Here is a 13,850-nt window from a genome sequence, read left to right on the forward strand (position 1 = left end):
CGCGGGATGGGCGAAAGTTTGCAGGTGCGCGATTACTGCGTTGTTTCGCGCCACGCACGGCGGTATTGCAATTGAAATCGGGCTTGACGGGACGCGGCTCGGCAGCGCTTAGGGGGTGCCGCCGAGACTAACCTCAGCGCAGAAGGCGGGCGCGCAGCAGCTGTGCGACACACGCGCTTTCGGTAACTTCGCGTTCGATCTCGCGCGCGTGGCACGACGATGCGTGAGGTGCCGAGTCGTCTCCCGGATGGTGGAGAAGCTCGTCGGTGCAGGTATCGCGCGTGAGCCTCGCGTGCGCCTTGTGAGCGAGTGCGGCCAGTCGTGCGCGTTCCGTGTCATCGAGCAACGCATCGACGTATTCGAGTGGGCAAAGCGCGCCAACCAGCGTTCGCAGGCGCTGCATCAGCACACTCGCGCACGCAGCCCGTTGATTCACGACCAGCGACTCGAACCGCGTGGCGCCGATCGTGGCTTCCAGCGTGTCGATATCGAGGCAGGCGCGTCGCCGCAGCGCTCTGAGTGTTTCGCCTCCGCGAGCCACCGGCTGAGCGAGACTGCGCGCAACCGCGTCGAAATACGCGGCCGTGCCCTCCAGCGCGCGCGCCGCGCTGCTGCCGAGACGATGATGGTCGCGCTCGGGCCACGCGAAGAGGCTCACGACGAAGCCGACGAGCACACCGGCCACGCTGAGCTCCGCCCGCGCGACAGCCAGCGCCCAAGGCGCGCCGGCGGGCGTGCCGAGATGCGCCACCAGGATGAAGTGTGAGGTGAGGAACAGGATGTACGAGAGGTAGCTCACTGCGCGCGCCGCCAACGTTCCGGTGGCCAGCGGGAGCACAACGAGGGCGAGCAGCAGCGGGTCGTGAAAGATAAACGAGAACGCCGTGGCCAGCACCGCGCCAAGCAGCGTCCCGCCGATGCGCAGACCGGACACCTTCACCGTTTGCGCAAGCGTGGGCTGCAGGATGAACATCGTGGTGAGGGGCAGCCAGTAACCCTGATGCATGCCCGAGAGGCGTGCGAGCGCGACCGCGAGCATGGCTGCGACGGACAGGCGCGCAGCGTACCGGGCGTAGGCATGGCCGGCGGCGAGTTCCACTATCCGCGCGGCCAAGCGGCCAGGTCGCGGACGCTCGTGCGGCGCTCCGTGCGGGCCGGCTGCAACTCCCGGTGCAGCATCTATGCGCAAGTCGCGAGCGAGCAGTACGGCGAGGCGCTCGAGGAGATCGACATTCGCCCGCAGCCACGTCAATCCCTCGCCGGGCTCGTGGGTCGCCAGCCAGGCGCGCTCGCAGCCACCCAAGGTTTGTTGCACGCGAGCCAGCCGTTGCTCGACGTCGCCCGGCAATGCGCGAGGACCGCGGCGCAAGCGTGCCGCGCTCGCGTCGATCTGCAAGGCGAGTTGGGCGTAGGCGGGCGCGAGAAGGCTGGCTGCTTCACGCCGGGCCGCATCGTGGCCGCCGTCGAGCAGCGTTTCCAGGCCCGCGAGCAGGGCGATGGCCTGCTCCGCGTCGTCGATCCACCGGCCGCACGCCGAAGGCGCCTCGCCGCAGCAGTTCGCGATGGCCGCTGTCATCGCGCCGAGCTTCGGGCGCAGCTCCGCGCGCCCTTGCTCGAGCCGTGCCCGGTTGCCGTGGGCCGCCTGTCCGAGGCGATCGACGAGCGACGACATTGCATGGAGATACGCAAGCGTTGCCTGCTGCGCGCGTTCGCCGGCGCTGGTTTGCCAGAGCGTGCCTCCCGCGACCGTCGCCCATACGCTTCCCGCAAGATAGAAGGCGGCATAGCGCGTCGCGGCGTCGATGCCGTGCGCCGGAAAGCATGCGGATACCGCACACGCCGTTGCCGTGAGCAGGCCGCGCAGTCCCGACGCCGGACCTCGTGCGCGAACGCAGGCGCCCGCGTAGACAACGACACCGACCACGGCAATCGGGAGCACGGGCAGCGCTTGAGCAGCGATCGCGCAGGCCGACGCAAGGGCGCCGGCCATACCGAACAGGAGCCCCTTGCAACGGCGCTCGACGCCCGGGCGGCCGGGCTCATCTGCGAGGCATGTCCAGAACGCGGCGATCGCGGACCAGCACAGCAGCGGCATGTGCAGCACTACGGCTAGCACGGCGGGCACGACGCAGATCACGCCGCCCCGCAGCGCGTCCGTCGTGGGCAACTGGTGGCGGCCGTGGTGCCAGAAACGCAGCAGTTGCGCGCGTGCGCTCACGAAGAGTTGCATTGTCGTGGGTCCGGCTATCGGGTCGCGTTGGCTCGCGGCACGGGAATCACGGTCAGCGACCGGATGCCCTGGGCCCCGCGAATGAGCACACCCTCGATATCCGCCGTTGCGGATGGGCCGCTCATCAGGCATGCGTAACGGGCCTCGAAGAACTCCCGCCGATGATAGGCGTGGTGAAGATTGTCGACGATATCGGACGGATCGACGAGCGCCACGAGGTGCTGCGACAGATAGCCGAGCGCATTGACGCGATACTCGTGCTCGCTCAGCCAGATCGAGCCGGTTTCCGCGACCGCGAACGCGGGACGCACGATGCCCACGTCCACATCCTCGAGATCGTGCGGACGCTCGACATCCTCGATGCGGCGGGTGCCCTCGACCTCGGGCGCGGCGGAGCAGACTACGCGCGCCTGCGGGAAGCGCGAATGGATCCAGGCTTCGAGATGGCCATCGGCGGGCATGTCGCACCAGGTGCCGCCAAGACGCGCGAGCGACTTCTTGAACGTCTCGAGCGTGGGCGGAAGATGCTGGTCGAACATCGGCACTTCCGGCAGCGGACGCGGCGCGGGCGCCACTTCGCGAAGACGGGAGAGAATCAGGTCACGGCTGCTCATTTCTTGTTCCTCTTCAGGTACCAGTCACGGAAGGTTTCGCTCGGCGCTACGGGCACCTCGCGGTGCTTGCCCCATTCGTTGAGCGGGTTGTAAAGCACCACGCGCGGCAGCGTGGAAACGGCCTTGTTGGCGGTTTTGATCGCGGCGCGGTAGAGCTTCGGGTGCGACAGCACCTGGCCTGCGACCTTCATGGCTTCCTGCTTGACGAACGGCAGCTCGTGCTTTTCGGCGATGATCTGCCGCCACTTGTAGATCTGCTCGTGAATGTTGATCTTCACCGGGCAGACGTTGGTGCAACTGCCGTTCATCGTGGAGGCGAATGGCAGCGAGCTGTACTTCTTCAGGTCGTAGGTCGGGTTGATGATCGCGCCGATGGGGCCGGAGTACACGCCGCCGTAGCTCAGGCCGCTGCTGCGCCGGTACACCGGGCAGGTGTTCATGCATGCACCGCACCGGATGCACTTGAGCGAGTACCAGAAGTCGTCCATCGCGAGCCGCTCGGAGCGGCCGTTGTCCACGAGCACGAAATGCATCTCGCCGCCCTCGCGCGGCCCGCGAAAATGCGACGTGTACTGGGTGATGGGCGAGCCCAGCGCGTTGCGCGACAACATGCGGATAAACAGGCCGAGATGCTCCAGCTTCGGAATGAGCTTCTCGATACCGATCGAGGCGATATGCAGCGGCGGCACGTTCGCGCTGAGGTCGGCGTTGCCCTCGTTCGTGCAGACCGTGACGCCGCCCGTTTCCGCCACGGCGAAATTGCAGCCGGTCATGCCGGCGTCCGCGTTCAGGAACAGCGGGCGCGTGGCGTTGCGCTGCGCTTCGGCGAGCTTCGGAATGTCCTTTTCATTCGGATCCGTGCCGAACTTCTCGGCAAAGGTCCTGGCGACGTCGGTGGCCAGCTTGTGGACCGCCGGCACGACGATGTGCGAAGGCATCTCGTCGTCGAGCTGCTGGATCTGCTCGCCGAGGTCGGTCTCCACGACGGTGATGCCGCGCTCCTCGAGATACGGACGCATCTCGCACTCTTCGGTCAGCATCGACTTGCTCTTGACGAGAACCCGTGCGTTACGCTCGCTCAGGATCTCGTACACGATGCGATTGTGCTCCTCGGCATCTTTCGCCCAATGCACCTTCACGCCATTGGCGGTGGCGTTGCGCTCGAACTGCTCGAGATAGTCAGGCAGATGCGTGAGCGTGTGCTCCTTGATCGCCGAGGCGAGCGAGCGCATTTCCTCCCATTCGGGAATGCCGTGGACTTCGATGTCGCGGGCGCTGCGCAGCCCCCACAGACGCTTGTCGTGGAATTCGATGTGCTTTTCGTCCGCGATGAACTTCTTCGAAAAGCCCACGTGATCGACGCGTTTCATGCTCGTGCTCCATTCAGGATCTGGGCGATATGGATGAACTTCAGACCGAGCCCGAGGCGGTCCGCGCAACCCTTCTGGTGCATCAGGCACGAGGAGTCGGCCGAGACGATGTACTCGGCGCCGTTGCGCTTGTGGTCGCGCACCTTGTCCGCGCCCATGCGGGCCGACACGGGCTCCTCGGAGACACAGAACGTGCCGCCGAAACCGCAGCATTCGTCGGGCCGGTCCGGCTTAATGAACTCGATGCCCTTGACGCCGCTCAGCAGCGTCATCGGCTTGGAAAAGACGGGCCCCGCGATTTCCGACATGCTGGCCGTCTTCAGGCTGCGCAGCGTGCCGCAGCTGTTGTGCAGACCGACCTTGTGGGGAAACTCGGCCCACGGAAATTCGCGCACCTCGAGCACGTCGTGGATGAACTCGACGAGTTCATAGGTGTTGCGGCGCACCTTCCGGGCGTCGCTGGTCTGATCGGCCGCCGTCAGGTTGTCGCGGACGTGGTGCACGCAGCTGCCGCTCGGCGCGACGATGTAGTCGTAGCCTGTGAAATTGCGCACGAAGAGATTCTCGGTGGCGGCGGCTTGATTCTCGCAACCGCTATTGCCCATGGGCTGACCGCAACAGGTCTGATCGAGCGGATAGTCGACGTCGCAGCCGAGGCGCTCGAGCAGCTCGAGCGTGGCAATGCCGACATCGGGAAAAAACGAATCGATGAAGCACGGAACGAACAGGGCGACCTTCATGGCAGCATTTCCTCAAATGGAAGGGTCGATTCAGTGATAGGCATGGTCGCTGGAGACGCGGCCGCGGAATACCGCATAGGCCACGTACGTATAGGCGACGATGAGCGGCAGGACGAAGAGACCCGCGCCCCAGAACATGAAGGTTTGACTGGAGGCCGGTGCGGCTGCCTGGTCGATCGTGAGATCGAACGGAACGACGTACGGCAGGTAGGATGCCGCGAGCGTCACGAGAAGCAGCGCGCAACTGAGCGCCGCAAGGACGAAAGGTGTGCGTCCTTCACCACGGCGCGCGGCGAGCGGCAGGCCGACCTGCGTCGCGAGGCTCAGCAGCGGCAGAACGAAGAGCGCCGGGTGAAGCTGCCAGCGCGCCTCGATCACGCGATGGTCGAAAAGCGTGACGGCGAACATCGCGGCGAGAACAAGGACCGTCATCGGCGTCAGGCGGTTCAGAGCCGAGCAGCCAAACTGGCGCAGGTCGTGCTCGCCCTTGAGCACCAGCCAGCCGGCGCCGAGCAGACCATAGGAAAGGACCGCGCCGAGACCGCACCACAACGGGAACGCTGAGGCCCACTCGAAGCCGTTGCCGGTGTAGTGCATGTTCTCAACAGGGACGCCCTGCGCGTACGCGCCGAGCGAAACACCCTGTGCGAATGCGGCGAGCAGCGAACCCGCGAACAGCAACACGTTCCACACCCAGCGCGAACCGTGCGCCTTGTGGCGGAATTCAATTGCGACACCGCGCATGATCAAGCCAGCCAGCATGGCGGAGAGCGGAGCGTAGAGCGCCGGGAGCGCGATCGAATAGATCGACGGAAACGCTCCGAACAGGATGGTGCCCGCGATCACGAGCCAGGTCCCGTTGCCGTCCCAGACGGGCGAGATCGAGGCGACCATCTGGTCGCGCCGGGCGGTGCGCGCGGCGAAGCCGCTCAGAATGCCAACGCCGAGGTCGAAGCCGTCGAGCACGATATAGGCGGCGAGGGCGAAGGCGAGCTCGAAGAGCCAGAACCAGTCAAGCATTTTGTTCTCCCTATTAGTGATTGGACGATGAAGCGCGCGTTGTCGCGGGCAGACGGGGTTCGTACGTCTGCGGAATGACGTGCCCGTTCCAGACGGTGAGCGCCTTGCCGCTGAAAACGCCGCTGCGGATGATGCTCAGGATGTAGTAGACGCCGAAGCAGAAGATGAAGCCGTAGACGAGCACGTACATGATCAGCGACGCGAGGGCGAAGTGAGCGGAGAGGCCGGGCGTCACGGCGTCCGCGGTGCGCAGCACGCCCCAGATGGTCCAGGGTTGACGGCCGACTTCGGCGGTGAACCAGCCGGTGAGGATGGCGACGAAGCCCAGCGGGAAGCTCAGGGCGACTGGCCACAGCAGCCACTTGCGTTCCTCCAGCTTGCCGCGCCGTGCAACGTACGTGCCGATCCAGGCGAGGGCGAGCATCAGCATGCCGCAGCCGACCATGATCCGGAATGCGAAGAAAGGAACGAGGATCGGCGGCCGGTCGGCGACGGGGAAATCCTTGAGGCCGACTTCGCGCGAATCGAGCGTGCCGGAGGCAATCACGCTGCCGAGCACCGGGATCTTCCACTCGTAGCGATTGCGTTCGGCCTTGGCGTCGGGCACCGCGAAGATCACTTCGGCAGCCGGCTGCTCGTCGACCCAGCGGCCTTCGACGGCCGCGAACTTGGTGGGCTGGTCATCATGGATGTAGTCGCCCGTCAGGTGGCCGAACAGGATCTGCAGCGGCACGAGCACGGCGGCAAGGCCCAGCGCCATGCGGAACATGACGATGGCCTCCACGCGGCTCGTGTCCTTGAGCAGGTGCCAGGCGCCGACGGCCGCGACGCAGAACGCCGTGGTCAGATAGGCCGCGAGCAGCATGTGCGGAAAGCGAACCCAGACCACGCTGTTGAAGACGATGGCGGCCCAGTCGGTGGGAACATAGACACCGTTCTGCACGACATAGCCGACCGGATGCTGCATCCACGAGTTGTTCACGAGGATCCAGAACGCCGAGAGCGTGGTCCCGAGTGCCACGAGCATGCACGACATCAGATAGAACCACGGCTTGACGCGGCTACGTCCGAACAGCATGACGCCGAAAAACGTGGCTTCGAGCGCGAACGCAGTGAAAGACTCATAGCTGAGCAATGGCCCCTGAATCGGACCGCTTGCACGCGACAGCTCGCTCCAGTTCGTGCCGAACTGGAAGGCCATGACGATGCCGGACACCACGCCCATGCCGAACGCGACGCCGAAGATCTTCAGCCAGAAGTCGAACACGCGCCGGTAGACGGGGTTGCCGGTCGCGAGCTGCATGGCCTCCAGCACGGACAGCCACGCGGCAAGGCCGATGGTGAACGACGGAAAGATGATGTGAAACGAAACCGTCGCGGCGAACTGTATCCGCGATAGCAGCAGTGCGGAGGTTTCCACGTGCTCGCTCCAGTGAAGTGGTGTTGGCTGGAGTTTGGGTCTCGCATGTTGCTGGTCGGTTTCGAGGCGGCGCTCGCGCGTTACAGCTGTAACTCTGTGCCGATTCCGCCGCGAGCCGCTAATATGTGCGTACGATCGAATCGATACCCCGACTTTTCCCTTACAGGAGAGTCGCCGGACTATCGGACATTCGAAATCGCTTGAGCTAGCTGCCAGGCCTTTACTGTCGTGAGGTTTCCAGTCATGGCCGACATCACCTTGCCTCACATCCTCGTCGTCGACGATGACCCCGCAATTCGTGACATAACGACCGAATACCTCGGACAAAACGACTTTCGCGTGTCCGCCGTGGCTAGCGGAGCAGAAATGGCCGCCGTGCTCGGAAACGGTGCGGTCGATCTGATCATCCTCGATCTGCGCATGCCGGGCGAAGACGGTATCCAGATAGCCGGCCGCATCCGTGAAAAATCATCGCTCCCGATCTTGATCCTTTCGGGTCGCCTGGAAGAGGCAGACCGCGTGATGGCGCTCGAGCTGGGAGCGGACGACTACATGACGAAGCCGTTCAGTTGCCGCGAGCTGCTGGCGCGTGTTCGTGCCCTTCTGCGCCGATCCAGGAACACGCAAGTTGCCACCGGGCGGCAGGCAAAACCGCGAGGCTACCGTTTTGCGGGTTGGGAACTGAACATCAACACGCGGCGCCTTGTCTCCCCAGCGGGTCGCACGGTGGGATTGACCAACGGCGAGTTTTCGCTGCTTGCCGCGTTTCTCGCGGCGCCCGGCCAGATCCTGACGCGTGACCAACTGCTCGAATCCAGCCGCCTGTACGACGAGGTCTACGACCGCGCCATCGACGTGCAAATCCTGCGGCTGCGCCGAAAAATCGAGGAAGACCCGTCTAACCCGCGTTACATCAAAACTGAACGCGGCGCGGGCTACGTCTTCACCGCGCAAGTCGAAAAACTGCCCGCGCCGGTCGAGTGGGAAACGCGCTGACCGGCAGTTTTCTCGCCGCGTCTCCTGCGCTTAACATGCAGTACGCGATTAGCGGGACTTTTCGGTCGCAATCGATGTAGCCCGAAACGGAAACGGCTGAGTCATTGCCGGTAATTGTCCCCATCGAAAATGCTCGCGGCAATACGGCGTGGCCACGTTTGTCCAATCGTCGCGAACTGAACACAAGAGCCTCGATGAGCAAGGAAAGAATCAGGCGCAGGTTTGCATGGCCGCATCAGTACAGGTTGTTGGCAGCAGGGTGTCTGCTGGTACTCCTTTTGTGGATCGGCGCGGTCACAGAGAGCTTTCGATCGCGCCAACTGGTGCTTCAGTCCAACGCCAGGGAACTGTCGAGCCTCGCGAGCGCGCTCGCAGAGCAAACAGCCCGATCGCTGCAGGGCGTCGAATTCATTCTCCGGCGCACTTCCGGCTGGTCGCACGACGCAAAGTACCCAGCGGACGGGCAGGCAATGAACCGCTTTCTTCGCGAGGAAATCGCCGGCGTACCGCAGATCAGGCAACTCGATATCGTCGATGCCACGGGCCAGCGGATAGCAACGACCCTCCCGGGCAACCCCGCCGCCAATGTCTCACAGCGGCCCTACTTCAAGGCGGTGCAGCGCGCATCTGGCGACGCGATGGTGGTGAGCGAGCCGCTCGTCAGCATGGTCGACGGGCGCCCTACGTTTGCGGTGGCTAGCCGTCTCGAGGACGCAGATGGCCGATTCGCAGGCGCCGTTGTCGCCCTGATCGAAGACGGCTACTTTCGCGACTTCTACAGGCGGATCGATCCAGACGAACGCACCCGCATCACGCTCCGGCGCGACGACGGTGCGCCGGTGGTGGCGTCCGTAAGCGGGAAGCAAGCCGCTGAGCGCGGTCTGCCGGTACTCGCCGCCCGCAAACAGGTACCTGGATTCCAGTTGACGGTCGACGTCATCCGTGACGAAGCGCTCGCGCTTCAGACATGGCGCATATCGACCATTTACGACTTCATCGGCGCCAGTGCGCTTTCGCTACTCGTCGCGGCGCTCGGCATTGCGCTGATGAGGAGGATGCATCAACTGGGACGCTTCACGCGCCGGCTACAGTCGAGCCAGCGACGCTGGAGAACGGTGTTCGACAACGCCCCGGCGGGCATCATGCTGCTGCGGCCGCGCGGGCGATACATCGCCGCGAACCCCGCGTTTCAACGCATGGTCGGTTACTCGTCAATGGAACTCCAAAACCTGACCGAGGCCGACATCGCCCACCCCGAAGACGTCGAGCTCACCCGCAAGCATGTCGAGCGGCTGTTGCGAGATGGCTTGCCAAGCATTCGCTTTGAGAAACGCTACCAGCACCGCGACGGATACACTGTCTGGACAGACGTGCGGCTCGCGCGCATTACTGTGTCGGACGAGACGACGGATAAAGACCCGGAACGCCAGGAAGATATCATCGTGGCGACCGTGGAAGACGTCACGCAGCGCCGCGAGGACGAGCAGGCGCGCCGTCAGCTAGAAAGCCAGCTCAGGCAATCGCAGAAGCTGGAAGCGCTAGGCACGTTCGCCGGCGGCATCGCCCATGACTTCAATAACATTCTTGGCGCGATCGTCGGCTATGGCGAGCTCGCGATCGAGGCACTCGCGGACCAGACGCCGCAGCACCACTATGTCGCGCAGATGCTCAAGTCGGCTGACCGCGCACGCTCGCTGGTCGAGCGGATTCTCACCTTCAGTCGCAGCGGACTCACGACCCGGCAACCCGTACAGGTTCAGCCCGTCGTTCACGACTCGATCGAAATGCTGAAGGTGCGCCTTCCCGCCGGCATCCGACTGGAAGTCGAACTGAACGCACCGGAGGCCCACATCGAAGGCGATCCGGCGCATCTCGACCAGCTGGTGACCAACCTTTGCGTCAATGCGATCCACGCCATGCCGGGCGGCGGAACGCTCAGCGTGGTCCTCGACACGCTCGAGCTCGACGCAGCATGCTCGCTGTCGCACGGCGCCGTGGAAGCGGGGCATTTTGTGCGGCTCGGCGTGTCGGATAGCGGTGTGGGCATGACGCCCGATCTGCTCGAACGCATTTTCAATCCGTTCTTCACGACGCGCAAAGCCGGTGAGGGAACCGGGTTGGGACTGGCGCTCGTCGACGGGATCGTTCGCGAATATGGCGGCGGCATCGACGTCCGGACGGTGGTCGGTGAAGGCAGCCAATTCACGCTTCTGCTTCCAACAATCGATTCGCATGCCAGTCAAGCACCCGGGGACAAAGAGGCTTGCCCCCACGGTGAAGGGCAGACCATCCTGCTCGTCGACGATGAAGAAGCGCTGGTGCGGATCGGCGAGGAGCGCCTCGCGGAACTGGGCTACGAGCCGGCAGGCTTCGTCTCCAGCGACGCGGCGTGGCAGGCGTTCCGCGCCGATCCTCAGCGCTTCGACGCGGTCGTCACGGACCAGACGATGCCCGGGATAACCGGCGTCGAACTCGCCCGGATGATCCGCTCTGTACGCGCCGAGATACCCATCATTCTCGTCAGCGGATTCAGCAGCCCCGCGCTGGAAAGCCAGGCGCGCGAGGCTGGCGTCAACGCGCAATTGCGCAAGCCGTTGCCTAAGGCAGAACTTGCGCGCACGCTGAAGCAGCTACTGCCCGGCTAGGCGCTCGCATCGCCATAGCCGTCTACGGCGCCACGCCTCGTCACCCAGAGCCCTTCGCGCCCCGGTCGATCAACGCCGCAGCGGCTTGTAACAACGCTTCGCGCTTGAACGGCTTGGCCAGCGCCCGTTCTACGCCGAACCGGCTGGCAAGCATCGACATGGCATGAGCCTGTGTCGGGAAATAGCCCGAAATCGCGATGACGGGCACCGACGGAAAGGCAGTCCGAACGACAGCGATCCGCTCCGGATGCATCGCCTTCGGCTGATTGATATCGATCACCGCAAGATCAATCGGGCCTACCAGCAAATCCGGGACGTTCGCGCCCGCTGACTCCAGCACGTCATAGCCCGCATCCCGGAACGTGAGGGAGAGCAGCGCCCGCATTGACGTGTCGTCCTCCATCACCAACACCCTTTTTCGATCTTCCACAATCGATCCTTTACGGTTTTCACGAATTGGCCTGAGTGCGCCATCGACCTGCCTGCGCGTCACTGGTCAGCCGATTTCCCGATGCTGCCAAACATCCTTGCTGCCACGATCCCGAGCTCGTAAAGGAGCACGAGCGGGCCGGCAAGGAGCAACTGCGATACGACATCGGGCGGTGTCACGATTGCGGCGACGACGAACGCGCCGACGATTATGTAAGGACGAATCTGCTTCAATTTGGCGATATCCACGAGCGCACTGCGGACCAGCACGACGATGACGACCGGCACCTCGAAAGCCACGCCGAACGCGATGAACAGGCGAACGGTAAAGCGCAGGTAATGGTCGATGTCCGTCATCATCTGAGCGCCGAGCGGCGCGTTATAGTGCGCCATCACGTGAAGGATCGCGGGAGATACAAGGAAATATGAAAAGGCCATCCCGGCGAGAAACAGTACATAGCTGCAGACCACGAGCGGCCCGATGAGCTTCCTTTCATGCCTGTAGAGGCCCGGCGCCGCAAACGACCACAACTCGTGCAACACGACCGGCAACGCGACGACGAATGCCACCATCATCGTGACTTTCATCGGCACAAAGAACGAGCCCGTCACGTCCGTGACGATGAGCTTGCCGTTTTGCGGCAGGTTGTCGGCCAGAGGCCGCACCACGAGGCGGAAGATCTCCGGCGCCCAGTAGACGAGTCCCACGAAAGCCCCGAGGACCGCTGCGGCTGCTCTCATCAAACGCCGGCGCAGCTCCACGATGTGGGTCAGATACGGCTGGTCGGTTTGGACGGCTTGCTCATCGGCTCCGTACGGGAGTTTTCGTGTACTGCTCATCGTGTGTCACCTTTTGCGTTTCCCGCTGTCACCGGGCGATTTCCATCAGGATGCGGTTCCTTCTTCTGGCGGCCGCATGGCGTAGCGGACGCGGCTGCGCAGCACCGATGTGTCGGCGGCTCCGGCGCGGAGGGTGCCCATCGCCTGCGCCTGTCGTAGGTGCATTCGCACGCCATGATTCCGTTGCATGACGTGATAGCCGCGCGGGCCTAACCGCTTGATCGTGCTCGGGTGGAGCGGCCATCGGGGTCTCTGACGTGTCCGCGTCCAGCAAAGTCACGGCGTTGCGCGCGAGCGACCCGCCTCGGTCCGCGAGCGCGGCGAATTCCTGTACGCCCGACTCGATCTGCGATTTCATTGCGCGCAGTTGGCCGAGCTCGAGATCCTCGGTGACCTGCGACCTGAGATCGTCGAGGTATCGCCTCGAACGCCCAATGAGGACACCCAACGCGCGCGCAGCAAGCGGCAGGCGTTCGGGCCCAAGCACGACGACTGCGACCGCCGCGATCAACAGCAATTTCGAAAAATCCACGTCTAACATCGACTGCTCTCCAAAATGGTGAAACGGCGGGCAACGAAGCGTCGCCGAAGATCAATGGCCGAGTCCGCCGCGCTCACCTGAGAGCTCCGCGTCTGCGCTTCGCGAAAGTGACTCGGCTTCTTTGACTCCATCCTTGAAGCCCTTCACCGCAAAGCCAAGGTCGGAGCCGATATTTCGCAACTTCGCCGTTCCGAAGACCAGAGAAACGATGACCAAAACAATCAACCAATGCCAGATACTCAGCGATCCCATGACAATGCTCCTTAAAAATGCGGTCGTTGTGACGAACCGGAAATTGGGCTGGTAGCCCGTATATGTAACGTCAAGCTTCTTGCCTGCAATTGCGGGTTTTCAGCGCGACAAGACAAATCAGTGCGATGAAGGCGAGGGACGAAGGGCCGAGCAACGCGATATCGTGAAACCGTTGCGTCGCGACGGCACCCGCCGTAGCACCGCAGGCGAAGCAGAAACATATTGTTGCGAGCACAGCTGCGCTGCGTATTCCTGCGAAATCGCGCCGCGGTATCGTCGATCGAAAGAAACCTTGCAAGGTCCTCAGCAAGTTCCCTGTCGTCATGACCGACGAGTAAGGCTGTGTGCCGGAATGCGTGAAAATGGTCGTCTGCAAAGCGGCAACGAATGAGATTCCCGGTATCAGCAATAGCTGCGGCATGCCGACTATTGCGGCGGCGAAGAGGAACACAGCTTCGAGCAGCAGCGCAACGATGGCGGAAAGCGCCTCGTCTCGTGAAGCAGCCAGACGCAACAGGTGCGCGCCGAACACCCCAACAGCAAATCCGCCCAGAGGCACTAGATGAGCAAGTGCTGCGCCGCGGTTTCCGGCGGCGAGACTGACCGCCGTCACCACGATGTTTCCCGTCATCGAATTTGCAAATATGCGGCCGTGACCGACAAATGTGAACGCATCGAGAAATCCGCCGCATAACGTGAGCAGTATCGCGACTGCCGGATGAGCTTTCACTGATTCCATCTTCATTCCCTGAC

General features: G+C 63.5%; 12 protein-coding genes and 1 pseudogene. 2 read left to right on the forward strand and 11 right to left on the reverse strand.

Translation table 11 applies throughout. The annotated features are described in order from the left end of the window. Nucleotides 1–133: 133 nt before the first annotated feature. From AB4Y34_RS35470 to AB4Y34_RS35495, 6 genes are read right to left on the reverse strand one after another with little or no spacing between them, the layout of a single operon-like run. Nucleotides 134–2,230, reverse strand: a complete 2,097-nt coding sequence (locus AB4Y34_RS35470) for an FUSC family protein (RefSeq protein ID WP_368718668.1) — start codon at nucleotides 2,228–2,230, stop codon at nucleotides 134–136. Between the two features lie 14 nt (nucleotides 2,231–2,244). Next, on the reverse strand, nucleotides 2,245–2,844 hold the full coding sequence (locus tag AB4Y34_RS35475; RefSeq protein ID WP_368718669.1) for a lactate utilization protein C: 600 nt from the start codon (nucleotides 2,842–2,844) through the stop codon (nucleotides 2,245–2,247). Continuing rightward, entirely contained in the window at nucleotides 2,841–4,214 is a 1,374-nt protein-coding gene (locus AB4Y34_RS35480) for a lactate utilization protein B (protein ID WP_368718670.1), read from the reverse strand. Before AB4Y34_RS35480 ends, AB4Y34_RS35475 begins: the two co-directional genes overlap by 4 nt. Next, entirely contained in the window at nucleotides 4,211–4,954 is a 744-nt protein-coding gene (locus AB4Y34_RS35485; RefSeq protein WP_368718671.1) for a (Fe-S)-binding protein, read from the reverse strand. Before AB4Y34_RS35485 ends, AB4Y34_RS35480 begins: the two co-directional genes overlap by 4 nt. Nucleotides 4,955–4,984: 30 nt before the next feature. Continuing rightward, on the reverse strand, nucleotides 4,985–5,974 hold the full coding sequence (gene cydB, locus AB4Y34_RS35490) for a cytochrome d ubiquinol oxidase subunit II (RefSeq protein WP_368718672.1): 990 nt from the start codon (nucleotides 5,972–5,974) through the stop codon (nucleotides 4,985–4,987). A gap of 13 nt (nucleotides 5,975–5,987) precedes the next feature. Then, a complete protein-coding gene (locus AB4Y34_RS35495) occupies nucleotides 5,988–7,394 on the reverse strand; it encodes a cytochrome ubiquinol oxidase subunit I (RefSeq protein WP_368718673.1) in 1,407 nt (468 codons plus the stop codon). A 243-nt stretch (nucleotides 7,395–7,637) separates the two neighbouring features. Between AB4Y34_RS35495 and AB4Y34_RS35500 the strand changes: the two genes are divergently transcribed. Both AB4Y34_RS35500 and AB4Y34_RS35505 read left to right on the forward strand, forming a co-directional pair. Further along, the gene (locus AB4Y34_RS35500) at nucleotides 7,638–8,390 is read left to right on the forward strand and encodes a response regulator (protein WP_368718674.1); all 753 of its coding nucleotides are present in this window, start codon (nucleotides 7,638–7,640) and stop codon (nucleotides 8,388–8,390) included. Nucleotides 8,391–8,584: 194 nt separating this feature from the next. Then, entirely contained in the window at nucleotides 8,585–11,035 is a 2,451-nt protein-coding gene (locus AB4Y34_RS35505) for an ATP-binding protein (RefSeq protein WP_368718675.1), read from the forward strand. 40 nt (nucleotides 11,036–11,075) lie between these two features. On the opposite strand, the gene AB4Y34_RS35510 is transcribed toward AB4Y34_RS35505, so the two are convergent. From AB4Y34_RS35510 to AB4Y34_RS35530, 5 genes and pseudogenes are all read right to left on the reverse strand, one after another. Beyond that, nucleotides 11,076–11,465 (reverse strand): response regulator, encoded by a 390-nt coding sequence (locus AB4Y34_RS35510; protein WP_176384763.1) that lies wholly within the window; start codon nucleotides 11,463–11,465, stop codon nucleotides 11,076–11,078. 59 nt (nucleotides 11,466–11,524) lie between these two features. Next, on the reverse strand, nucleotides 11,525–12,304 hold the full coding sequence (gene tatC, locus AB4Y34_RS35515) for a twin-arginine translocase subunit TatC (protein WP_368718676.1): 780 nt from the start codon (nucleotides 12,302–12,304) through the stop codon (nucleotides 11,525–11,527). Between the two features lie 28 nt (nucleotides 12,305–12,332). Next, a complete protein-coding gene (gene tatB, locus AB4Y34_RS35520) occupies nucleotides 12,333–12,845 on the reverse strand; it encodes a Sec-independent protein translocase protein TatB (protein ID WP_368718677.1) in 513 nt (170 codons plus the stop codon). A gap of 90 nt (nucleotides 12,846–12,935) precedes the next feature. Continuing rightward, nucleotides 12,936–13,097: pseudogene (gene tatA / locus AB4Y34_RS35525) on the reverse strand (Sec-independent protein translocase subunit TatA); the annotation flags it as partial. 70 nt (nucleotides 13,098–13,167) lie between these two features. After that, nucleotides 13,168–13,836: a YoaK family protein gene (locus tag AB4Y34_RS35530; RefSeq protein WP_255209057.1), complete on the reverse strand. Its 669-nt coding sequence runs from the start codon at nucleotides 13,834–13,836 to the stop codon at nucleotides 13,168–13,170. Nucleotides 13,837–13,850: the final 14 nt, after the last annotated feature.

The organism is Paraburkholderia sp. BR10954 (assembly GCF_040965775.1).
GTDB classification, from domain to species: domain Bacteria; phylum Pseudomonadota; class Gammaproteobacteria; order Burkholderiales; family Burkholderiaceae; genus Paraburkholderia; species Paraburkholderia youngii.